Below are 24,803 nucleotides of genomic sequence, written 5' to 3'. Positions count from 1 at the left end.
CATGATCTATGTGGATATGCCATCTTCAATGGCCGTTTGTCCTTCAAAATATTTTTGCAAAGTTGTCGAAAGACGAATTACCTTATCCGGATTCTCAGGTATTGCCATTCCATCAACAACAACTTGTGTCATCTCCATGATATTCTTAGCAGCATTTTCAGTAAATCCGGCAGATAAAAGGGTTTCCCTCCAGTTCTCTTTCGGTATTTGCTGGGCCTGTACCTCTTTACCGAATACTTTTGAAAGTATAGTTGCCACATCAGAAGAGCTATACAGGCCAGGACCCGTTAATTCAATAATTTTCTGACTGGCGTTATCGATTTTACCGGAAAGTACTAGGACTATAAACTTGGCTACATCCTCAGGAGCATTCATATCTAATGCAAGATTTTCAGGGAAAAAAGTGGGTAGTGTGCCATATTGCTTCACTATGTCAAGATAAGGCAACCAATTGCTGTAATAATATGAAGGCCGTATGAAAATTTTCTCTACTGCCAGATCCTCAAACCCTTGCTCTAAAATTCTGGACATCGCCAGATTGCCAGTATTCTCCTGAAGGTGAGCACCGATGCTGGATAAAACTATTACCTTCTGTATCCCCGTAGTGATAACCGCAGATCTGTAATTCTCCACGATCTTTTCAGCATCTCCTATCGGATCATTCGAATTTGGATCTTCCGGAGTGATAAGGAACGCTGTGGATCCTCCCTCGAATGCTCTTTTGACCTCTTCCAGGCTAAAGAGATCAGCTTGTCTGAATTCTAAAGTTTTATCAAATAATTTTGCCGGGTTTCTCAATACTGCCCTTGCCTGGATATTTGCATCCTTGAGTTGTCTTAAAATAAGAGAACCTATTTGTCCTGTTGCTCCTACAATAATATTCATACCACATTTCATTTCGATAGTTCAAAGATGAACAGCTGGTATGACAACAGTATGTCAGGGGTTAAAGTCTAGGTAGTGAAAAAAGATGGAACTTTTACCTTAACTAACATTTGTGGTCCCGATGGTTGAATCTGTCAAAATAAACCGTGTGCCTACTCCTAACAGGAAAACAGGAGGATTACCTTAAACTCTCAGACAAGTTTTTTGTAAGACAATGGTATCAACCCACTGCTGCTGTTTTTCTACGCTGAAATGGCGGGCAGGGGTTTCAAGCTTGCAGAGGCGGATGTTCTTTTGTTTACAATAAGCGGCAATGGCGATAAGCTGCTCTTTGATATTCGGAATGCCGTTGAATGTTTTCTTTGTAAAGTAAACAGCTTTCAGTGCAGGAAGACTTTCTATTAAGGAAATAATGTTATTCCATTCAGATACGTGGCTGTCAACGAAATTATCATCGGTATTAGCCTCTTCTCCTTCTGGCACCTCTAGAGTGTTGATAAGATCAGCAAAGCCAATCTTATACTTTCTCATAAAATCCTGCTTCTGAGTTAAAGAAGCTTCTTTCAATGACTCCAGCTTCCAACAGATAGGAAGCAGATGCCATAAATAATTTCGTGAACGCCCGTAGAAGAAATCTGTATTTTCTTCGGCTTCGGGTACAAAAGTGCCAAGAATTAACATTTCTGCATCAGCACCAGGCTGAATGCTTTGGAATTTATGTCTTACTACTGGCATAGGCGGCTAAGCTGAAGCTGTTAAACGGGATGTGCTTCTGTAAACGTAAGCGTTACAGATATGTCTTCTAAAAAAGCGACCAGGAGAGTCTGCATTGATAAATTTAACATATACGTTTTTGGGAACGCCATAATATTCATACTCGTTGCCATCCATAAAGCTGACTGTAAGGACCTGAGACTTGAATTGAAAGTCGGCAATAGCAGAGTTAGTTGTAGTTATATACTCACTTGCTGTTTTTTCTCTGGTTTCCGGAGCTATACTAACCAGGAAGTGATAAGCTTCAATGATTGCTTTGCTTTTTTCTTCGGCGGCTGTTTTGCTTTCTTCACTTTCCTGAAATTTGTCAGGATGCCAGTTCTTCATCAATCCACGATAAACCGTCTTCAATTCCTGTAAATCTGCTGTTTCTGTTACCCCGAACAGCTTCCTGTAATCAATAATCTTTTTCAATGAATTTAATATGAGTGGGAATTCAGGCAAATGCCTGAGTAATAATCTATTTAATCCTTCCTTTTTCTCATTAAGGAGCGGCAAAGGTACGATTAAATCCTTTTCCTGGATCATTTATTCGAAATCTGATTTGAACCCCCGCCCTTGTTGTTATTAATGCATAGGAATAGAGATAGGGTAGACAGAAAGAATTATCTTTAGTGCGAATATTTCAATCTTATAATTTTGAATAATCTACACACCTTTACAGCTTTAGACTTCGAAACAGCTCAGGGAAAACGCCACAGTATTTGCCAAATCGGTTTGGTGCGGGTAGAACAGAATGTAATTACGCAGCAAGGAGCTATACTAGTGAGGCCGCCTGATAATTTCTACTCGGCCCAGAACATTGCCGTGCATGGGATAACTCCGGAGAAAACAAGGAACGCCCTCACATTCGATAAGATTTGGCCACGTCTAAGACCTTATATCTGTGATCAAAATATTGTTGCTCATAATAGTGCTTTTGATGTTAGCTGTCTTCAACAAACCCTAAGTTACTATCGCCTTACTGTTCCTGGATTTAAAACCCATTGCACATATAAGATCTACGGACAGAAATTGAATCTGCTCTGTCACACCTATGGGATAGAACTTAATCACCATGACGCTCTATCTGATGCAATTGCTTGTGCGAAATTGTTCATTATGCATAATAAAAAGACTGCTGAAAGTCAGCCGGTTAATTCCTAAGTAAATAATATTTTTGTCCAAAAAGAATTATATCTTATACTTGTAGAATAGTATAGAATATGTCTCTTCTTAAATCCCTTAAACTAACCGGATTATTACTTCTGATTTCTCTGATTTCTACCAGAGCAACTGCTATCACAAAACAAACTGTCATTATTCCTTTCGGAAAGACCGGAAGCATCAGGTATGATCTTTTGTCGGGTAAGCTGGAAGTGTTTGAGTCGGGTAAAAAGATAATAGCTAACGGCACGATGGATGCGCGTTATTTAAATACAACTTTGAACACAAGTATTTATAAGAACCGAACCTCGAGTAGTAAAAAGATAAATGATGAGTTTGGCCGGGGGGTTAAAACGAGTATAGAGTACCAGTCTGAGGGGAAACCCACTATCCGCCATAATATTTATACATATGTAGGAAAGCCTTTTTTTCTTATTGACCTTACGATTGAAGGATTTAAATTGAAATCAAATTATATGGTGCCTCTAGTTGCCGATGTAATTAATCCTGAGGGAAAGCTAAAGCAACGTTCTCTTTTTGTCCCCTTCGATAACGACGCGTGGATACGTTACGACGCCAAAGAATTTAAAGAAGGAGTGGTGAATATCAGTTCAGAGATCGGGACAGTTTACGAGGAGACATCAGGTAAGGGATTGGTTATCGGATCAGTGGAACACCAGGTTTGGAAGTCGGCCATAAAGACAAAGGCTAGTAGTTTTGGTTACCAGCTAAGCGCGATATCAGGATATACCGATAAAGATGTAACGCGGGATCAGCACGAACATGGATTTTTGGTGAATAATCAGCTTAAGTCAGCGAAATTTATGGTTGGTTATTTCTCCGATTGGCGGGAGGGGTTGGAAGAATACGCAAAAGCTAACAGGCTTGCTGAGAAACCCTTTGTCTTTAATTGGAATAAACCGACTCCGGTAGGATGGAATAGTTGGGGCGTTGTACAGCAGAATATAAACTATGAGAATGCAACCGGTGTTGTCGATTTTTTCGCTGATAGCCTTCAAGGCTTCAGAAACGGGAAAGATTTTTTTATCGATCTCGATTCTTACTGGGACAATATGATTAAAGGAGGTTTAGAAGGTGATTTTAGTGAACTTAAAGGTTTTGCTGAATATTGTGTTAAGAGAGGTCTGCAGCCTGGCGTTTATTGGGCTCCCTTTACTGATTGGGGATTTAAGTCGGGAGGGCAGAGGCGGATGGAGGGTACATCCTATGTTTTTGGGGATGCCTGGACGAAAGTGAACGGAGGCTATCATGATTTCGATGGCGCCCGTGCTTTAGATCCCACCCATCCTGGCACCAGGGAAAGAATAAAGTTAGTGATTAGTAAGTTGAAGGCATGTGGTTTTAAGATGATTAAAATTGATTTTCTTGGACATGCAGCGATTGAGGCCGATTCTTTCTACGATAAAAATATTTCTACAGGCATGCAGGCTTATAGGTCGGGCATGGAATATCTTGTGAACCAGTTAGATAATAAGATGCTTATTTATGCAGCTATTTCCCCGACAATGGCTTCTGGCCGTTACGTACATGCAAGGCGTATAGCTTGTGATGCATTCAAGGCAATTAATGAAACCGAATATACTTTAAATAGCCTGACCTACGGCTGGTGGCAAACTAACCTGTACAATTACGTTGACGCAGACCATGTGGTGCTTGCAACTGAAAGTTACGGTGAGAATAGAGCCAGAACTTTATCTGCCGTTATAACAGGAACATTTATTACTGGGGACGACTTCTCGACCCCCGGAATATGGAGAACCAGGGCGAAAGAATTGTTTCAAAAAGATGAATTGTTGGAGTTGGTGGCAGATGGTAAAGCCTTCAGACCATTAGTTGGAAATACCGGAAAATCTGCATGTGAAGTCTTTTGGAAAAAGATCGGGAGATTCTGTTATTTTGCGGTCTTTAATTATGAAGCTTCTGATAAGGAATTGGAGGTAGATCTTTCTAAAACCGGGCTGTCTGGAGTACTAAAAAGTAACTCTATGGATATATTTTCCGGAAAAGCATTTGCTTTGGGGATAGATCATAAAATAAAAGTTCCTGCAAAGGATGCACTGCTTTTGAAAATCGAACTATGAGCTGTTGGTTAGAAAAGACTGGGCGAGCTCTGAGAGATAGTAAATTTAACTACTGGCCATTTAATAGTAAAAACGATACAAAAAACCTTATTAATGAATAGCGACCTATTTAATGAGATAAGAGTACTGGAAGATGTTAATTCCTTCTCCAAGCATGAGAAACTTGTACAGGGGATTATTAATGCGATAGATCAAAAGATCGTATCGAGAGGAGATATGCTGCCCTCGGTTAATCAGATGATCCGGGAGTTTAACTACGCGCGGGAGACGATAGTAAGGGCTTACAAAGAGTTAATAACGAGAGGGATCATAGAATCCAAGAATAGGAGAGGTTATTTCGTCTCAACCGAATCGACTGAGCAGCATCTAAAGGTTTGCTTATTATTATTTGCCTTTGATACCTTTCAGGAAACCTTTTATCAGAGCTTCAGAAGTAGCTTGGGTGAAAATGTACATCTCGATATCTTTTTTCATCACAATAATCCTCAAATATTTGAGACGATTCTAAGGGATATTAAAGGGAAATATGGGATGTACGTAATAGCTCCAATTCCCCATCCCAATTCAGTTGCTTTGCTGGAAGAACTTCCGATGAATAAGTTTTTGATGGTGGACCGTTATCTTCGGTTGAAGGGAGAGTACTCCTATATCGTGCAGGAATTTGAGAAATCATCTTATGGAGCTTTCGCCGCTCTCGCTGACCGGATAAGGGAATTTGACGAATTTGTTTTCTTCTTTAAACCTTCTTCTGCCGAGCCTAATGAGGTTTTGAAATCCTTTAAGAAGTTTGTAAAAGATTATAATATTAACGGCATACTGAAAAATACGTACGAGCCAGGTAGTATTGAGTCAGGGAAAGTCTACTTCACGATCCATAATTTAGAGTTATGGCAGATGTTGAAAGATACGAAAAGCAAAGGCTTGGTTTTAGGTAAGGATTTGGGAATTCTTTCACATAACGACGACTATGTAAAAGAAATAATTTTTGATGGCATCACTACCTTCTCGATTGATTTCGCCAACATGGGAAGGATGGCAGCAGAGTTTGTGCTTAGTAAGACGCCTGTGAAGCATACCATGAAAAATGAATTAATCAGAAGAAACTCATTATAGTGAACCTTACTATAGTATTAAGCTTCGTTTTTTTTACTTTTTTAGCCGCATTTATTTCGTTTGTGAAATCGTCCGGTAGTAGTAAAACCACTACTACTGATTTTTTCTTTGCGAGTCGGACTAATGGATACCTTATAATAGGTGCCTCTTTATTCTTCAGCAATATAAGTTCAAACCAGTTTATTGGCGAGAATGAATCGGTTTATATGAATAACATGTCGGTCATCGGGTGGGGAATTACCTCGGTGTTTGCCATGTTAATTGTGTCTGAATACTTCATTCCCATTTATCTTAAAACCGGGGTAATGACCACTCCCGATTTTCTTGAGAAGCGTTATGATAAGGACACGAAATTGCTTGTCTCCATTGTGTTTTTATTCAGCTATATCGTAAATCTTTTGCCAGCAGTGCTTTATGGAGGTGCAGTAGCATTTAGCAGTATGTTCAATGTACCCACATTCTTCGGGATAAGTTATTGGCAGAGTATTTGGCTACTTGTTTTTGTAATTGGAATACTCGGAAGTCTCTACTCTATATTGGGTGGCTTTAAAGCTATAACGATCTCTGATACAGTACTCAGTACCTGTATGTTCGTTCTTGCATTGATTATCCCGTATTATGGGCTTATGCATTTAGGAGGAGGAAGTGTAGAATCAGGATTAGAAGTACTTGTCTCGTCCAAGAAAGAACACCTAAATGCCATCGGATCAGAAACAGATGCTGTCCCTTTTTCTACTTTGTTTACGGGTATGATCATAGTGAACCTTTATTACTGGGGTATGGAACAGTATATCATACAGCAGGCAATAGCCGGCAAAAGTCTGAAGGATAGTCAGAAGGGAATCGCTCTTGCATGTTTAGCTAAACTGCTTTGCCCTCTGTTAATTAATATCCCAGGCTTGATTGCTGTTCATATGTATCCTTCCCTAAATAATACTGCAGAGGTTTTTCCAACCTTGGTTAAAGATGTTTTACCAGGCTTTTTGGTGGGACTAACAGCTTCTGTTTTGTTAGGAGCGGCTATAACCACTTACAATGCAGGTCTGAACAGCAGCAGTACACTGTTCGTGTTGAATTTATATAAGCCTTACTTGAAAAAAAAGCGCGGAGTTGAAGCTTCGGAATATGAATTGGTAAGGGCGGGACGACTTTTTCAGATTGCTATTTCATTATTTGCCGTCTTTTTTGCGCCTTTCATAATCTTCTCTCAGCAGGGTTTTTATAACTACCTGCAGAAGGTTGGTGTATTATTCACTATACCTATATTCACTATTATTTTCTTGGGTTTTATAACAAAAAGGGTTCCGGCCCTTGCCGCTAAAGCCGGGCTTGTAACTTTTATTATCTGTTATCTACTTAGTCAGTTTGTTTTTGATATTAAACTTCATTTTCTACACGTTGTTGCCATTATCTTTTGTATAACCTCTTTGTTAATGCTGATTATTGGCCGTTTAAAACCTCGCGCTACTCCATTCGTTCTTGAACTAAATAATAAGGTGGATATTTCACCCTGGAAGAACAGGCATTATTACAGCATTGTGCTTTTGGTATTAATGGTTCTCATCTATCTGGTTTTTTCTCCCTTGGTGCTAGCCAAATAATAAATTTTTTGGTAAAGGCCTAATCTATCTCTTTCTGTTGCCCCTTACTTTTGCGACCCCTCAGAAGTGTGAGTTATATTAAGTGCCTGATAAGCAGTGGTATTTCTTTGCAGGAGTCTATAATATTTAATTTTTGATTTTGATATAAAAAATTTTGCAGGTGGAATTTATTTCCTTACTATTGTAGTACAGAATAGAATAGAACTTTAATTAAATAAATTCATATGACTAAAAAGCTACTATAAACATTAAGAGTGGAACTCTACTAACCGAGATTCAAATCTTCTCGATAACTAACCATTTGAAATATCATTTAACCAAGATGAGGAGACAGCTGAAACATGTAATTCTCAGTTCTTCACAAATTTATTGCTGAACAATTAACCATTATGAAACGAAATTTATGAAACAGATTTTCGAATTAAAGTGGCCACTGCTGACCATTCAAAGGTCAGGAGATCCTGCGGCCAGACTTTATTGGATTGTGTTCTTATTTATTAATCTTTTAAGTATTAGTGCATCTGCTCAGACTCCAAAAATTACAGTTACAGGAACCGTTACTGATTCGCTTGGAGAAAAGCTTATAGGTGTAAACATTATCGCTGAAAACAAAAAGGGTGTTGGAACAAATACAGATCTAAACGGAAAGTTTGTACTGGATGTTGAGACAGGGACAGTTTTGAGAGTGACCTATGTGGGTTTCCGTGATCAAAGGGTGACCGTAAGTGCTAATAACAAAATTCTAAATATAGTACTAAAAGCTTCGGGTAAACTTGATGAGGTTGTCGTGGTTGCTTATGGAACTAAGCAACGTAAGGAAGCAATAGTTGGCTCTGTTACAACTGTAAAGCCTGGCGATTTAAAAATTCCTGCCAGTAATTTAACAAATGCTATTGCTGGTCAGGTAGCGGGTGTTATAGGATACCAAAGGAGCGGGCAGCCGGGGCAAGATAACTCTGAATTCTTTGTTCGTGGCGTTACAACTTTCGGTTATAAGAGAGATCCTTTAATCTTAATTGATAATGTGGAACTAACTCCATCTGATCTTGCCCGTCTTCAAGTCGATGACATTGCCAGCTTCTCCATCTTAAAAGATGCAAGTGCAACTGCATTGTATGGAGCAAGAGGAGCTAATGGAGTAATTATCGTAAGCACGAAGGAAGGAAAAGAGGGTAAGGCAAAAATTAGTTTCCGTTTAGAGAACTCATCTTCAGAGTCTGCAAAAACTTTAGAGCTGGCCGACCCCATTACTTATATGAACCTATATAATGAGGCTATCCTTACAAGAGACGTTACGAGCGATCCAAGATTCACTCCAAATGATATAAGAAACACTCAAGCGACAGTAAACAAAGATCCTGGATCTAATCCTTATGTATATCCAGCTGTAGATTGGCTAGGGCTGCTCTTCAAGAAAAGAACTACAACACAGAGAGCAAATCTTAGCGTAAGTGGAGGAGGGGGTGTTGCCAGATACTATGTAGCTGGCTCATATAATATTGATAATGGTATTTTAAGAGAAGATGACCGTAATAATAACAACAGCAACGTTAAATTTCAGAATTACCAGCTTCGTTCAAATGTTAACATCGATTTAACGAAGAAGACAGAACTTATTGTTCGCCTTTCTGGTAACTTCAATGAATATAATGGCCCTCTTTCTGCTGATGGAGGCTTTTCGACAGATCTTTATAATATTGCTGTTCACACTAGTCCTGTAGAATTTCCTGCGTTTTTCCCACCTGATGAAGCGAATCGAAATGCACAGCATATATTGTTTGGAAATGCAGGATTACCGACTACCAGTGGATCAACAGTAATTGGCTATAATAATCCTTATGCTGCGCTACTTAGGGGACATAAAAACTCTTCAGAGTCGAGAATGTCTGCTCAATTGGAATTGAATCAAAAGCTTGATTTTTTGACTGAGGGATTAACTGCCAGAGGTATTTTTAGCACCAACCGTCATTCGTATTTTGATTCCCAGATGTCTTATCGACCCTTTTATTATTCTGCTCAAAACTACAACAGGACAACCGGAGAATATTCTTTGAACTGGCTTAACAGTCAGCCTGGAGACGCAAGGGAATATCTGGAGTACCGTGCAGGAGAACCTAATATTGACACGTATTTGTATTTCCAGGGTTCTGTAAATTATGATAAGACTTTTGGAAACCACAACATAAATTCTACTCTTATTGCAACGGCGCAACAAACCCTCTATTCGAATAAAAAAGACCCTAAAACTGATTATACAGTTGCCACTCTTCAATATGCACTTCCGTATCGGAACTTAGGTCTCGCAGGTCGCTTAACCTATTCTTACAGGAACAAGTATTTTCTTGAGACGAATTTTGGGTACAATGGATCTGAGCGTTTTTCCGAGAATCATAGGTTCGGCTTTTTTCCAACAATTGGTGGGGGATGGGTAGTATCTAATGAAGCTTTTTGGAAAGGTGGAATCACGCATGTTATTGACCGACTGAAGTTCCGTGCTAGTTATGGTCTTGTAGGTAACGACGCAATAGGTAACCAACGCTTCTTTTACCAGCCCGATGTGAATTTAAATGGTGGAGGAAACTATGCATCCTTCGGGACTAGCGGATATACTCGCAGTGGGGTATACATCAATAGTTACGAAAATAGAGATATTACCTGGGAGACTTCAAAACAAACGAACATTGGCCTGGAATTAACACTTTTCAATAGCTTGAACCTCACTGCAGAAGTGTACAATAATGATCGTGAGGATATTCTGATGACCCGCGCAGCTTTACCTACCACAATGGGGCTAGAGGCTATTTATCAGGGAAAACCTGATGTAAGTGCGAATATCGGAACAGCTAATTCAAAGGGTATTGACATTCACGCGGATTTTAACAGAAGTCTTGGAAGAAGCCTTAGGCTCGGCCTAATCTCTAACTTCACATTTACCAAAAACAAGTATGTGAATTATGAGGAACCGCAATGGAGAGAATCTTACAGATATACTTCAGGTCAGCCAATAAACAGGGCATGGGGGTACATAGCAGAACGACTCTTTGTGGATGACAAGGAAGCAGCAAATTCTCCTTCTCAAATATTTTCAGCAAATGGAAAAGCCCCGAAGGGAGGTGACATTAAGTACAGAGATTTGAACAACGACGGTAAGATTGACGGCGCAGATCAAGCTTTTATTGGTTTTCCTCAATCGCCTGAAATAGTTTATGGTTTAGGTTTTACATCGGGATTCAAGAACTTTGATCTATCTGCATTTTTTCAAGGCCAGGCAAGAATGACCTTCTTTATTGACCCTAGGAAAGTAAGTCCTTTTGTCCCGAGTGAAGAAGCTTGGGTATGGGGAAACACGCAGTTGATGAGAGAATTTGCTGATAATCATTGGTCAGAACAAAATCAGGATTTGTATGCTCTCTATCCTCGCCTCGGTTTAAATAAAGCTGATATCGAAAATAACCTGCAAACCAGTACATGGTGGATGCGTAACGGAAGCCTGGTTCGTCTTAAATCTTTAGAATTAGGTTATACTTTGCCTAAGCGACTTGCAAAGAGTATAAGGTTAAATAATTGCCGGATATATATGAACGGACTTAATCTCTTAACCTGGAGTCCTTTTAAGATGTGGGATCCGGAACAGGGTGGGAACGGCTTTGCTTACCCCATCCAGAAGGTGTACAACATTGGTGTAAACGTTAGTTTGTAATTACCATATGAAATCATATTATAAATATATATGCTTGTTATTGCTGGCATTATCAGGCACATCTTGTAAAAAGTATTTAGACGTTACTCCTGATAATTTAGGAACGTTAGAGTATGCCTTTAGAAACAGAAATGAAGCGGAAAATTATCTTTTCAGCTGCTATGCTTATTTGCAAAGGCAGTCTAATGTTGCTTCAGATCCTGGTTTTACTACTTCCGGTGAAATTATTTATCCTGAAAATCTGACCAATTATTTAGATTTCAATGTTACTGGCTTCAACTTAATAAAAGGGAGACAAAACTCCTCCAATCCGGGCCTTAACAGGTGGGATGGGGAAAATGGAAGTTATAGTCTTTTCAGGTCGATAAGATTATGTAACACGATGCTGGAGAATATAGATAAACCTATAGATTTAACTGAATCAGAAAAGCAAAGGTGGATAGCGGAAGCTAAGTTCCTTAAAGCCTATTATCACTACTGCTTATTCCGAATGTATGGACCCATTCCTCTGGTTCGGGAAAATCTTGAAATAACGAGTGGTACTGATGAAATAAGAGTTAAAAGAGCACCTGTTGACGAGGTTGTTGATTATATAGTTGCTTTATTAGATGAAGCTACTCCTGGTTTACCTTTGATTATTTCAAATCAAGCACGTGAACTCGGAAGGATTACCCGTCCAATTGCCCTGGCTTTAAAAGCGGAAGTACTTGCAACTGCTGCAAGTCCTTTGTTTAATGGAAATCCCGACTATGCTTCTTTTAAGGACAAAAATGGCGTTAATTTATTCCCGACATCTTTTGATGCTCAGAAATGGAAGAAAGCTGCAGATGCTAGTCTTGCTGCAATCACAATCTGCGAAGCTCAGGGAATGAAACTATATTCTTATCTCCCACCTGCAACGGTTGGGCAGCTGTCTGACGAGTTAAAGAAGGTTTTAACCATTCAGAACTCCGTAACAGAGAAATGGGATGAAAATCCTGAGACGGTATGGCCTCAAAGTCCAACCTTTGACTATCAAGGTTTTGCTACACCTCGTCTAACTCAGAAAGCAACTATCAATGTATTCTCTAACCCTTCTACTTTTTCTGTTCCTATTCAAACACAGGAGATGTTCTATACAGATAAAGGAGTTCCTATAAACGAAGATAAAACCTGGGATTATACTAATAGGTATTCGATAAAAACAGGTGATGCAGCTACTAGATACTATGTAAAAGAGGGATACGAAACAGTGAGAGCTCACTTTAATCGTGAATCTCGTTTTTATGCCAGCATTGCATTTGATGGAGGTATATGGTTCGGAAATGGGAGGTACGACCAGAATAACGCGTACTATGTACAATCGCGTGGAAGCACCTCTTTTGCAGGACCAAAAGATATGATCAGGTTAAATGTGACAGGATATTGGCCTAAAAAGCTGGTAAATTATTTATCAGTATATGACGAAAATTTTACGCCTGTTCCTTTTCATCTTCCATTAATTCGTCTTGCAGGCTTATATCTTCTATATTCTGAATGCTTAAATGAATTTAGCGGGCCAGCTAATTCTGACGTGTTTAAATATATTGATTTAGTAAGAGAAAGAGCCGGACTACCTGGAGTAAAAGCGGCCTGGACCACCTACTCTAGAAATCCAAATAAGATCAATACAAAGGAGGGGATGCGAGATATTATTCATCAGGAAAGAAGAATAGAGCTTTGTTTTGAAGCGCAGGCAGGATGGGATCTTCGTAGATGGAAAGAACTTCAAAATGTGTTGGGAACCCCACTACAGGGATGGAATGTATACGAAGCAGACGCAATAAACTTTTACAGACCTAGAACATTAGTTAACCCTGTATTTGGAGTAAAAGATTATTTGTGGCCTATCAAGGATAATGACATTGTTATTAACCCTAACCTGGTTCAGAATCCATTTTGGTAAAAAATCGACTTTTTACAAATTATATAGTAAAATGATAAAGAATCTTATAAACAGCTTCAAAACGTTATTGCTTTTGGCTGGCCTATTGAGTATTTTAAGCACAAGCTGTGAACGCATCGATGCGTATAACGATCCTGTCTCAAACGATAAAAGCAAGCCGGGCATTTTAACAAATGTTAAAGTCGAAAACTTTAACGGTGGTGCTCATATTACGTACACCTTACCGAATTCTGAGAATCTTCTGTATGTTCTTGCCAGATACAAGATTAACGATTTTCAAAATCTTGAAAACAAGTCAAGTTACTATTCAGACACCATTACTGTTGAGGGTTTTGCGAAAAGTCAGGATTACGAAGTTACCCTTTATGCAGTATCCCGGGCCAATGTTATGTCTGATCCAGTCACTATAAAGGTTCATCCTTTAACTCCACCCTATTTATTGATTAAACCTTCAATTGCGCTTACTCCTGATTTTGGTGGTGTAAATATTAAAGCAACTAATAACGCCAAAAAGGCGGTGGGAATTATTTTTCTTACGCTGGATGAAGCTTCGAACCAACTGGATGTAGTTGATCAGAATTTTACAAAGAGTACTGATGTTGATTATTCGATTCGGGGCTACACAGCAGTTCCTAGGAAATTCGCCTATTATGTTACAGATAAGTTTGGAAATAAGTCGGACACAACTGTACAAACTATCACACCACTGCCGGAAACTCAGTTAGATAAAAGTAAGTTCTTTGCTTACAGACTTCCAACAGATGGAGAAATTGGGTATGGGTGGGAGCTACCTTATTTATGGGACGGAAAGATCGACGGGAACGGATGGCATACTAACTCCGGAAAGGGTTTTCCTATAGTTGCCACATTTGGATTAGGTGCTAGTGTAAAATTGAGCCGTTTTATCATGTTCGAACGCTATAATGAATTTGCCTACGGCCATGGGAATCCAAAAAACTTTGCTCTTTGGGGATCTGCTAAAGACCAACCTAAAGATGCAGTACTACCGAGAACAGCACCAGTTGGAACAGTTGTGGGTGACTGGGTAAATTTAGCTAACTATCATTATCCAGACCCTCCTTCGGGAAATCCAAGCACGTCTGCAACTCCTCAGGATGAGGCTTTTGTTAGAGGAGGCGTAAATTTTAATCTGCCACTTACTGCACCAAAAGTTAAATATCTGCGGCTTGCAGTATCCGATACGTGGTCAGGCGGAGATTTCGCCCACGTAATGGAAATGACATTTTTTGGAGATCCGGATTAACAACTTTAAGAATTTAACACATGAAATTGATATATCGTGTAACACTTTTCTTTATCCTCGGGATAATTGTTTACAGCTGCAGTAAGGAAGATACTGAATTTAAATCCTTCTTAAATAATAAAGAGGTTGTCTATCCCGGACGCATGGCCAAAGTGAGCGTGCTGCCTGGTAAAAACAGGGTAGGATTTTCCTTTAACCCAAGTCCGGATCCTAGCGTTACAAAATATATTGTTTATTGGAATAATATGCGTGACTCTATCGCTGTGAATGCAACTTCGCATAACACGAACGATCTAATAAAGGTAGTAATCCCAAATCTGAACGAGTACACTTATTCTTTTACAATTTATTCTTTCGATAAGAACGGAAACAAGTCTATTCCCCTGGAAGTAAATAATGTTAAGGTTTATGGTAGTATCTATGAGGCAAGACTTTTAAACAGGGCCTTTAATGGGAGTAGTCCTTATGTGTTGGATGATAACACTGGACGCCTTACGCTTAACTTTGGTTCTCCTGATACTATTAATATTGCTACTACAATTAAGTATGTTAACAAAGCCGGGAGATCTGTAGAAAAGCAATTGCTATCTAACGAAAGTTCTATTCAGCTGGATGATTTTAAACCTGGAACAGAAATACAGTACCGTTCTTCTTACATACCAGCACAGGGATCTTTAGACACCTTTTACGTAGCTAACTATGAGAATTTTCCTCATGTGTACTCTTACGTTGAGTGTGATAAGTCGTTGTTCAAGGCTGTTCAACTTCCCAATGATGCTCAGCCTTGGGATTCAGGTGCCAGCTATGAAAAATTGTGGGATGGAAGTGTTGGCCCTCAGGGCTGGGGTAACGTTTTCCATACAAATGGAGGAGATTATATGCCTGTTCACTTTACTATTGATCTTGGCCGTGTATACAACAATTTAGGTCGGCTGGAAGAAACAGGTCGGGACTGCTGCCACAATCCAGACAATTTTGAAGTTTGGGGTAGAGCAGATCTTAACGGAGCGGCTACAACATTAAAAGGGAATGACGGAGGCTGGAAAGATGAATCGATTGCAAAAGGATGGGTGCTTTTGAAGGAAGTTGTAAGGACTGACGACGGTAAGGCACCGTTTAAGGTAAACTTAATGGAAAATCCACCTCCTGTTAGGTATATAAGAATCCGCGTTAAGCACAATTCAAACAACGAAGGATGGTATACTAATATGAGTGAGCTTACATTCTGGAACAAACAATAGTTTTTTGGTTAGTTTAAATAATGGAAAGGGCATCTTCGGACTCTTTCCATTCACTCTCCTCCATTATTTAATCCATGCGACAGCACTTAATTATTTTTTTCATCCTTTATTCATTGAACTGTTTTTGCCAAGCAAATAGTTCAAAATGGAAGGGGTTCGAGAGGGTGAATTTTACCATCTCAACGCACTCTGCCTATTTTATCAAACCTTCCAATCCTCTTCCCGGTAAACCCTGGGTTTGGAGAGCCTCTTTTCCCGACTGGCATACTGAAATGGACAGTCTTCTTCTAACCAGAGGGTTTCATGTTGCTTATGTTAGTGTAGATGATCAGTTTGGAAGTCCTTATGCAATGCAAGTATGGGATGAGTTTTACAATTACCTTGTAAGCAAAGAGGGATTTGCAGTCAAGCCTTCATTGGAAGCTATAAGTCGCGGAGGGTTATATGCTTATGGCTGGGCAAAGAGAAATCCGGATAAGGTGAGCTGCATTTATGCAGAGGCTCCGATTTGCGATTTTAAAAGCTGGCCAGGAGGCAAAGGTATAGGGCCGGGAGATAGACAAGAGTGGGTTAAGTTGCAGGCGGCCTATGGCCTTAAAGAAGAGAGGTTGCTGAAGTTTACAGATAATCCTATTGATAATCTTGAAGGGCTCGCTTCTTTTAAGGTTCCTCTATTGCATGTGGTGGGATACGATGATAGGCTTGTCCCTTCATCTGAAAATACTTTTATACTTATTCAAAAATACATCGCGGCTGGGGGACCAGCTGCAGTGTATCCTGTTAGTAACGGCCCTCAGGAATTAGATGGACATCATTTTCCTATTAAAAAAGCTACTGACTTTGCTGATTTTATTTATCAAAATTCTTATCCCGTAGATACACCACTTAATTATAAGAAATACATAAATATACGAGGAGGTATTGATAATGCATTCCATCTATTTAAAGCAAAGAAGCAGGCAACCGTAGGTTTTGTTGGTGGATCTATCACACACAATCCAGGGTGGCGGGAAAAAGTAAGCCAGTACCTTGTGGAAACTTTCCCTGAAACAGAATTTCGTTTTATAGAGGCGGCAATACCATCTCTAGGAAGTCTTGCACATACATTCCGTTTGCAGAAGGATTTACTAGATTCAGGTAAAATTGATTTAATGTTTCTTGAGGCTGCTGTGAACGATAGAGGAAGTGGCATCGACAGTGTAACTGAAGTTCGTGCATTGGAAGGAATAGTAAGACAGGCCCTAATGGCTAATCCTGCTATAAACATTATCATGATGTCGTTTGCTGATACTTATAAAACTGTGGATTATAACAATGGAAGGGTTCCGCTTGAAGTAGCAAATCATGAACTCGTCGCCAGTCGTTATAATTTACCTTCCATTAACCTTGCTAAAGAGGTTGCTGATAAGATCAGAAATAAGGAGTTTTCCTGGAACGACGATTTCAAGGATATTCACCCTTCTCCGTTTGGTCAGGAGCTATATTTTGCGACGATCAAAAGTCTTCTGCAGAGTCTATTTCAAACTAGGGCCTATTCACGCATCTCGAAAGTTCAGCTGCCTCAATCTCTAAATACTTTGAGTTTTAGTAAGGGTCATTACTACAACATCCAAAATGCAAAAACAGATGGCAATTGGACATACGTTTCCAATTGGAAACCCTCCGATAATCTCTCTACAAGGGATGGATTTGTAAATGTACCTATGCTGGTTGCGGAAAAAGCAGGTAGTATCCTAACCCTTCCATTTAAAGGAACGGCAGTAGGTATGGCCATCGTTTCCGGAGCTGATGCAGGTGTTGTTTCCTATTCCATCGATAAGGGTCCTACAAAAGAGATTGATTTATATACCGAGCACAGCAGCTGGTTGCATTTACCCTGGTACATCTTGTTTCAAGGCGATTTGAAAAAGGGCTCTCATACCTTAACTCTAAGTATTTCGGAAAGGAAAAATAGTAAGAGCAAAGGCAATGCCTGTCGGATAGTCAACTTTCTTATAAACGAAAATTAGGTAAGTTGATGAGTACAGCTTCCAAATACATAACGATCTTTAATATCAGCTGCCTGGTTTCAATCAGCGCTATTGCTCAGAAGCCTGTTGAGAAAGCAACAAGCTACGTTAACCCTTTTATAGGCACCGGCGCTGTTACTTCCAGTTTGTCAGGAAATAATTTTCCTGGAGCAACAGTACCCTTCGGGATGGTTCAATTAAGTCCGGACACCAGAGATTCTCCTGATTGGTCCGCGGCCTGCGGATATGATCACAATGATAATACCATTGCAGGTTTTAGTCACACACACCTCAGTGGAACAGGCGTTGCTGAATTATTTGATGTCCTGATGATGCCTATAACCGGGGAAATAAAAACCAGAGCGGGTAATCCTTCTCAACCTGGCAGCGGTTATCGTTCAAGATTTTCTCATGATCAGGAGTCGGCGCGGCCTGGCTACTACAGCGTCTTTCTTCAAGATCCTGAAACCAAGGTCGAACTTACGGCTACGGAACATGCAGGTTTTCATCGTTATACGTTTCCGCAAACCAGCAAGGCTCATGTGGTGATTGATCTTGATCATTCGCTAAAAAAGCCCGACTGGAACTGCCGTATTGTAAATGCTCAGTTTAAACAGGTAAATGATTTTACAATAGAGGGTTATAGGATGATTACGGGCTGGGCGAAGCTAAGAAAGGTTTACTTCCATATTGAATTTTCTAAACCTATTAAAGGTAACGATTTTGTAGAAGGCGGGACGGAGTACTTTAATCAAAAGGTAATTAATGGCACTGATCTCAGGGCTATCCTTGACTTTGAAACTAAAGATGCCAGGCCTTTACTCGCTAAAGTAGGCTTATCTGCAGTAAGCATAGAAAATGCAAAAGAAAACCTTCAGTCCGAAATTCCGAACTGGGACTTTGACATAAAAGTTAAGGAGGCTGAGGGAAAATGGGAAAAGGAATTAAGTAAAATCAAAGTTGAAGGATCAAAGGAGCGAAAGCAGATTTTTTATACAAGCCTATATCATGCGCTTTTGCAACCAAACAACATCGCGGATGTTTCCGGCGATTATATGGCTGCCGACTATACGATAAAGCGAGCCGAGGATAAGGCGCACTACTCAACTTTCTCCCTTTGGGATACTTATCGAGCTGCTCATCCGCTTTATACACTTATTCAGCCCGAGCGGAGTGGGAAGTTTGTGAACAGCATGCTGAGGCAATACGAAACCTATGGATATCTTCCAATCTGGCAATTATGGGGGCAGGAGAATTATTGTATGATTGGTAATCATTCCATTCCTGTGGTAGTAGATGCTGTGTTAAAGGGGATTAAGGGTTTTGACATTAATCAAGCCTATGAAGCTGTAAAAAGCTCCTCCATAATAGATCATCCTAATTCTCCTTTTGGTATTTGGGAGAAATACGGTTACATGCCGGAAAATAAGCAAAGTCAATCAGTATCCATAACGCTTGAGATAGCCTATGATGACTGGTGCGTTGCTCAGTTAGCCAAAAAGCTTGGAAAAAAAGATGATTATGAGCTGTTTACCAAAAGAGCTTCTTACTACAAAAATCTTTACGATAAACAAACCGACTTTTTTAGAGCTAAAGATGACCAGGGGAATTGGATAGAGCCTTTTAACCCCTTGAAATACGGGGCCAATGGTGGTAATCCTTTTACTGAGGGAAACGCCTGGCAATACTTCTGGTATGTGCCGCAGGATCTCTATAGCTTGATCGGTCTTGTCGGAGGAGATAAAGCTTTTGCTGATAAACTTGATGCCTTCTTCACATTGAATGCAAAACCTGAAGAGGTTAATGGAAATGCTTCAGGTTTTATAGGTCAGTACGCGCACGGAAATGAGCCAAGCCATCACGTAACCTATTTATATAATTACGTTGGTCAGCCCTGGAAAACTCAGTACTATGTTGCACGGGTAATGAACGATTTATACAATACCTCATTTTCTGGTTATGCTGGAAATGATGATTGTGGAGAAATGTCGGCATGGTACGTCTTTAGTGCTATGGGATTTTATCCTGTTAATCCTGCAAGTGGTGTTTATGTTATCGGCTCCCCTGCAATGGAAAGTGCTATTATAGACCTGGGAAACAACAGAAAATTTCAGGTGAAGGCCCATAATGCTTCCAGGAAAAATATTTATATCCAGGCAGCCAAGCTTAATGGAAAGACCTATAATAATGCATTTCTTACTCAGGGTGATATAGGAAAAGGAGGGAAGTTGGAGCTATTTATGGGAGCTAAGCCCAATAAAAGCTGGGGCACAGCAAAAGATAGCAGGCCATTGCTTAACGCGTTTTTTATGAGCGGTTTTTTTGCCATCGATTCAGGTTACGGACGTAGAAATTGAAAAAAGGAATTAATAATACCACACACTTAGTTGAATGAAATTTATGATCATTAAAAGGATAATTAGCGCCTTTATATTATTTGCTACTATCACTCAAGTATGCCAGGCTCAGAATAAGGCTCTGAAATTATGGTACGACAAGCCTGCCAAAATGTGGGAGGAAACTCTCCCTTTGGGAAACGGCCGGCTGGGGATGACTCCTGATGGCGGAGTATCAACTGAAAAAGTAACTCTCAACGACATTACTCTATGGTCGGGAAGCCCCCAGGATGCCAATAACTATGAAGCGTATAAAGTTCTTCCTCAAATAAGAAAACTGATCATGGAGGGTAAGAATGATGAAGCCCAGGAGCTGGTAAATAAAGAGTTTGTATGTAAGGGGCCAGGGTCCGGGGGTGCACAGTATGGAAAGTTTCAGGTATTAGGAGAATTGCAGTTTAATTTTGATTTTGAAAAAGGAGGTCGGGATCCCCAAAACTATAGCAGGGAATTGCAATTAAGCACTGCGATAGCTAATAGTTCTTATACAATTAATGGAATTGATTACTGCAAAGAATACTTGACGAGTTTTGGGGATGACGTAGGTGTGATTAGAATTATCTCCTCTAAAGCTGGAAAATTGAATTGCAGCATGACTCTTACGAGAGCGGAACGCTTTGAAACTAAAGTGCTGGATGGTGATCTGGTGATGAGTGGACAGCTGGATAATGGAACGGATGGCAAGGGGATGAGATATCTTGCCAGAGTGAAAGCTGTAGTAAAAGATGGGTCTCAAGAAGCCAGTGGCAATTCTATTAAAATAAGTAATGCCAGCGAGATCCTGATCTATATATCAGCTGGTACAGAATTTAAAGATCCAGGATTTGCTCAGAAAGTTTCAAAGAATTTGAACACCGCCCTCAAGAAAAACTATGAGCAACAGAAGCAGGAGCATATAAAAAATTTTCAGAAACTGTTCTCAAGAGTAAGCATTGACCTGGGAGAAGGTGAAAACAGTGGATTAACTACTGATAAACGCTTAAGTCTTTATTACAACAATCCTAATGCAGATAAAGCACTACCAGCCTTGTTTTATCAGTTTGGTAGATACCTTAGCATTAGTAGTACAAGAGTTGGATTATTGCCTCCTAACTTACAGGGATTATGGGCAAATCAGATTAACACACCGTGGAACGGCGATTATCACTTGGATGTGAACATACAGATGAACCAATGGCCTGTGGAGGTATCTAATCTTTCGGAACTAAATCTTCCTCTTGCGGAACTAGTTCGTGGAATGGTTAAAAATGGAGAAAGAACAGCAAAAGCTTATTATAATGCCGATGGTTGGATTGCACATGTTATAACAAATGTTTGGGGCTTTACTGAACCAGGCGAAAGTGCATCATGGGGGGCATCAAATGCAGGTTCGGGATGGCTTTGTAATAACTTATGGGATCATTATGCCTTCACAGGTGATAAAGAGTACCTGAAAAGTATTTACCCAATTCTAAAGGGCTCGGCACAATTCTATAATGACGCCCTTGTTAAGGAGCCAAAGCATAATTGGTTCGTCACTTCACCTTCTGTTTCCCCTGAAAACAGTTTCTTCCTGCCCAATGGTAAAAGTGCAAGCATCTCAATGGGACCAACTATCGACAACCAGATAGTCCGTGAGCTTTTTGGTAACGTCATCACGGCAAGTAAAGTGTTGGGAAAGGATGTAGCATTCAGGCAAATGCTGGAAGCAAAAATGAAGCAGCTACCACCTGTAGGACAAATTTCGAAAGATGGAAGAATAATGGAATGGTTAGAGGACTACCGTGAAACGGATCCTCAGCACAGGCATATTTCTCATTTATACGGACTGTATCCAGCAACTTTAATCACTACTAATCAAACTCCAGCCCTTGCAGAAGCAGCGAAAAAGTCTTTAAATGTTCGTGGTGACGATGGACCTAGCTGGACGATTGCATACAAATTGCTTTTCTGGGCTAGACTGCAAGATGGTAACCGTGCTTTTAAACTACTGAGGGAGTTGCTGAAACCGACGCTAAAAACTGACATTAATTATGGAGCAGGTGGTGGCGTATATCCAAATTTACTATCAGCAGGACCTCCTTTTCAGATAGACGGAAATTTTGGAGCAACTGCAGGAATTGCGGAAATGCTGGTCCAAAGTCATGATGGCTATATCGCACTTATCCCCTCTATTCCTGATTCCTGGAAAGCTTATGGCGAAGTGAAGGGTTTGAAGGCTAGAGGAAACTTTACCGTTGGTTTCAGTTGGAAAGATGGACAAATTACAAAGTATAACATTAGTTCTCCAACCGCAAAAAAGGTAAAGTTGAAAGTGAATGGAAAGGTTACAGAAGTATTGTCAAAGAAAATATAAGAGGGAAATAAAGCATTAAGAAATGAAATTAAGTACCAATACAATTAAGAGGCTGGTAAGTGTGGCAGTTCTCTTGGTTGCACAGCAGTCAAGTCCACTTTCTGCACAAACTATTATTCCTATTCAAACGCAGAATAATGCGTTAGTACTGGAGGCTGGCAAGAACAAGGATTTGAACATTATTTTCTTTGGCAAGAAGTTAAATGATATCAACGAGTACCCGTTAGTTAGCGGTATGTATAAGCAGACAGAGGATTACACCCAGCTTTTAAACTCCGTCTACACACCATCGGGTTCCCGTAATCTGGTAGAGCCAGCGCTATCTGTAACGCATAGTGATGGAAATAATTCTCTTGACCTTCGCTATGTGAGTCACAAAGAAACTAAAATTGGTGACGACATTTCATTGCTTAGTATAGTATTAAAGGACCCTGTCTATGATTTTCAGGTGATACTTTATTACAAATCTTATTACAAAGAGGATGTTGTAGAGCAATGGAGTGAGATAAGGCACGAGGAAAAAGGGGATGTGACCTTGCACAAATATGCATCTGCCAATCTTCATTTGAAGGCGAAGTCTTACTGGCTGAATCAGTATCACGGAGATTGGGCAAAAGAAATGCAACCCGAAGAAAGTAAGCTAACTCATGGAATAAAAACACTGGACTCTAAACTCGGTACCCGGGCAAATCTCTTTCAGCCTTCAGTTTTTATGATTTCAATGGACAGTCCCGCCAATGAGGATGAAGGAAATGTGTTGTACGGAGCTTTGGAGTATAGTGGAAATTTTAAAATTGACCTCGAGTTAGATTATCAGGATAACCTTCGCATCGTTGCGGGTATTAACAACTATGCGTCTCCTTATACGCTGAAAGCTGGTGAAGCTTTTACAACTCCCGCTTTTCTTTATACCTTTTCAACTGAAGGGAAGGGGGCTGCAAGTAGGAAGCTACAAAGCTGGGCAAGGAATTATAAGTTGTTGGATGGAAAAGGAAACCGGTTGACTTTGTTGAACAATTGGGAAGCAACCTATTTCGACTTTAATGAGAGTAAGCTTTCAGATTTGATCAGGGATACCAAGAAGCTTGGTGTTGATATGTTTTTATTGGATGATGGTTGGTTCGCAAATAAGTATCCTAGAAATGATGATCATGCCGGTTTAGGCGACTGGCAGGAGAACCAGAAAAAATTACCAAATGGTATCGGTTCTTTAGTTAAAGAGGCTGATGCCAAGGGAGTGAAATTTGGGATATGGATCGAACCTGAAATGGTAAATCCTAAGAGTGAGTTATATGAAAAACACCCTGACTGGGTTTTGAAGCAACCAAACAGGGACGAACATTATTTTCGCAATCAGTTAGTGTTAGATCTTGCTAACCCGAAAGTTCAGGACTTTGTATTTGATGTAGTGGATGATCTTTTTACTAAAAATCCTAAGCTCGCTTATATTAAATGGGATTGTAATGCGGTGATCTATAATGCTCATTCTGCCTATCTTAAGAACCAATCGCATTTCTACATTGAATACATGCGTGGTCTTTATTCTGTTTTAAAACGTATTCGTACTAAATATCCTAATACGCCAATGATGTTGTGCTCCGGTGGGGGAGGTCGCGTTGATTATGGAGCCCTTCAATATTTTACCGAGTTTTGGCCAAGTGATAATACAGATCCGCTTGAACGAATTTTTATTCAGTGGGAGTATTCTTATTTCTACCCTGCCATCAGCTCGTCCAATCATGTAACAGACTGGGGAAAGCAACCTATTAAATTCCGCACTGATGTAGCAATGATGGGTAAGTTGGGATTTGATATTGTAGTGAGCAAGCTTCCTGAAAATGATCTAAAGTTTTGTCAGCAAGCAATTAAAAATTATAATGTTCTGAAGGATATTATATGGCATGGAAACCAGTATCGGTTATCTAACCCCAGAGAGAACAGTGTTGCGTCTATGGCCTATGTTAATGAGGCAAAAACTTCGGGTGTAATCTTCAATTACCTGGTAAGTAACCGGTATGCAGAAAACAGCAAAACGCCGATCAGGTTGAAGGGATTGGATCCTGCCAAAAAATACCGTGTTAGGGAAATTAATCTATATCCTGGTACTAAGTCAAGCATCAATTCTGAAACCATTTTTTCCGGAAACTTTTTAATGGATGTCGGATTTAACCCTCAGGTTAATAGCACAAGAACGAGTGTTGTTCTGCAATTGGAAGAGGCGAAATAGGATGCATGCCAAAAAGCAAGTTCTGTGGAAATACAGAACTTGCTTTTATACACACACACAAGAATTCCAATTTACTGCCAGGAGAA

The 24,803-nt window shown here is 39.9% G+C and carries 15 protein-coding genes; 12 read left to right on the top strand and 3 right to left on the bottom strand.

Going from position 1 to position 24,803, the window contains the following annotated elements; all coding sequences use genetic code 11:
* Positions 1 to 6: 6 nt before the first annotated feature.
* The 3 genes from J4N24_RS12865 to J4N24_RS12855 all read right to left on the bottom strand — a co-directional run bounded on the left by J4N24_RS12865 (position 7) and on the right by J4N24_RS12855 (position 2,073).
* Positions 7 to 885: an NmrA family NAD(P)-binding protein gene (locus tag J4N24_RS12865; RefSeq protein WP_207534096.1), complete on the bottom strand. Its 879-nt coding sequence runs from the start codon at positions 883 to 885 to the stop codon at positions 7 to 9.
* 183 nt (positions 886 to 1,068) lie between these two features.
* Positions 1,069 to 1,620 (bottom strand): uracil-DNA glycosylase family protein, encoded by a 552-nt coding sequence (locus J4N24_RS12860; protein ID WP_207534095.1) that lies wholly within the window; start codon positions 1,618 to 1,620, stop codon positions 1,069 to 1,071.
* A gap of 6 nt (positions 1,621 to 1,626) precedes the next feature.
* Positions 1,627 to 2,073 carry a KTSC domain-containing protein gene (locus tag J4N24_RS12855; RefSeq protein ID WP_207534094.1) on the bottom strand — a complete coding sequence of 149 codons (447 nt, stop codon included), beginning with the start codon at positions 2,071 to 2,073 and terminating at the stop codon, positions 1,627 to 1,629.
* 225 nt (positions 2,074 to 2,298) lie between these two features.
* Between J4N24_RS12855 and J4N24_RS12850 the strand changes: the two genes are divergently transcribed.
* The 12 genes from J4N24_RS12850 (at position 2,299) to J4N24_RS12795 (ending at position 24,717) form a co-directional block, all read left to right on the top strand.
* Positions 2,299 to 2,805: a 3'-5' exonuclease gene (locus J4N24_RS12850; RefSeq protein ID WP_207534093.1), complete on the top strand. Its 507-nt coding sequence runs from the start codon at positions 2,299 to 2,301 to the stop codon at positions 2,803 to 2,805.
* Positions 2,806 to 2,864: 59 nt separating this feature from the next.
* Entirely contained in the window at positions 2,865 to 4,907 is a 2,043-nt protein-coding gene (locus J4N24_RS12845; RefSeq protein WP_207534092.1) for an alpha-amylase family protein, read from the top strand.
* A 93-nt stretch (positions 4,908 to 5,000) separates the two neighbouring features.
* Positions 5,001 to 6,020, top strand: coding sequence for a GntR family transcriptional regulator (locus tag J4N24_RS12840; protein WP_207534091.1), 1,020 nt, complete (start codon positions 5,001 to 5,003; stop codon positions 6,018 to 6,020).
* The gene (locus J4N24_RS12835; RefSeq protein WP_207534090.1) at positions 6,020 to 7,621 is read left to right on the top strand and encodes a solute:sodium symporter family transporter; all 1,602 of its coding nucleotides are present in this window, start codon (positions 6,020 to 6,022) and stop codon (positions 7,619 to 7,621) included. Before J4N24_RS12840 ends, J4N24_RS12835 begins: the two co-directional genes overlap by 1 nt.
* A 403-nt stretch (positions 7,622 to 8,024) precedes the next feature.
* On the top strand, positions 8,025 to 11,321 hold the full coding sequence (locus J4N24_RS12830; protein WP_207534089.1) for a SusC/RagA family TonB-linked outer membrane protein: 3,297 nt from the start codon (positions 8,025 to 8,027) through the stop codon (positions 11,319 to 11,321).
* Positions 11,322 to 11,328: 7 nt separating this feature from the next.
* Positions 11,329 to 13,245 (top strand): RagB/SusD family nutrient uptake outer membrane protein, encoded by a 1,917-nt coding sequence (locus tag J4N24_RS12825; RefSeq protein ID WP_207534088.1) that lies wholly within the window; start codon positions 11,329 to 11,331, stop codon positions 13,243 to 13,245.
* A 31-nt stretch (positions 13,246 to 13,276) separates the two neighbouring features.
* Positions 13,277 to 14,509 carry a DUF5000 domain-containing lipoprotein gene (locus J4N24_RS12820; RefSeq protein ID WP_207534087.1) on the top strand — a complete coding sequence of 411 codons (1,233 nt, stop codon included), beginning with the start codon at positions 13,277 to 13,279 and terminating at the stop codon, positions 14,507 to 14,509.
* Between the two features lie 20 nt (positions 14,510 to 14,529).
* Positions 14,530 to 15,750 (top strand): DUF4998 domain-containing protein, encoded by a 1,221-nt coding sequence (locus J4N24_RS12815; protein ID WP_207534086.1) that lies wholly within the window; start codon positions 14,530 to 14,532, stop codon positions 15,748 to 15,750.
* A 164-nt stretch (positions 15,751 to 15,914) separates the two neighbouring features.
* Positions 15,915 to 17,759: an SGNH/GDSL hydrolase family protein gene (locus J4N24_RS12810; RefSeq protein WP_207534085.1), complete on the top strand. Its 1,845-nt coding sequence runs from the start codon at positions 15,915 to 15,917 to the stop codon at positions 17,757 to 17,759.
* A gap of 8 nt (positions 17,760 to 17,767) precedes the next feature.
* Positions 17,768 to 20,116 (top strand): GH92 family glycosyl hydrolase, encoded by a 2,349-nt coding sequence (locus J4N24_RS12805; RefSeq protein ID WP_207534084.1) that lies wholly within the window; start codon positions 17,768 to 17,770, stop codon positions 20,114 to 20,116.
* Between the two features lie 34 nt (positions 20,117 to 20,150).
* Entirely contained in the window at positions 20,151 to 22,490 is a 2,340-nt protein-coding gene (locus J4N24_RS12800) for a glycoside hydrolase family 95 protein (RefSeq protein ID WP_242691610.1), read from the top strand.
* A 22-nt stretch (positions 22,491 to 22,512) separates the two neighbouring features.
* Positions 22,513 to 24,717 (top strand): alpha-galactosidase, encoded by a 2,205-nt coding sequence (locus J4N24_RS12795; protein ID WP_207534083.1) that lies wholly within the window; start codon positions 22,513 to 22,515, stop codon positions 24,715 to 24,717.
* Positions 24,718 to 24,803: the final 86 nt, after the last annotated feature.

The organism is Desertivirga arenae, assembly GCF_017355785.1.
Classification (GTDB): Bacteria; Bacteroidota; Bacteroidia; order Sphingobacteriales; family Sphingobacteriaceae; genus Desertivirga; species Desertivirga arenae.
The sequence above is the reverse complement of the archived record's forward strand: the minus strand, read 5'-3'. Positions and strand labels throughout refer to the sequence as shown.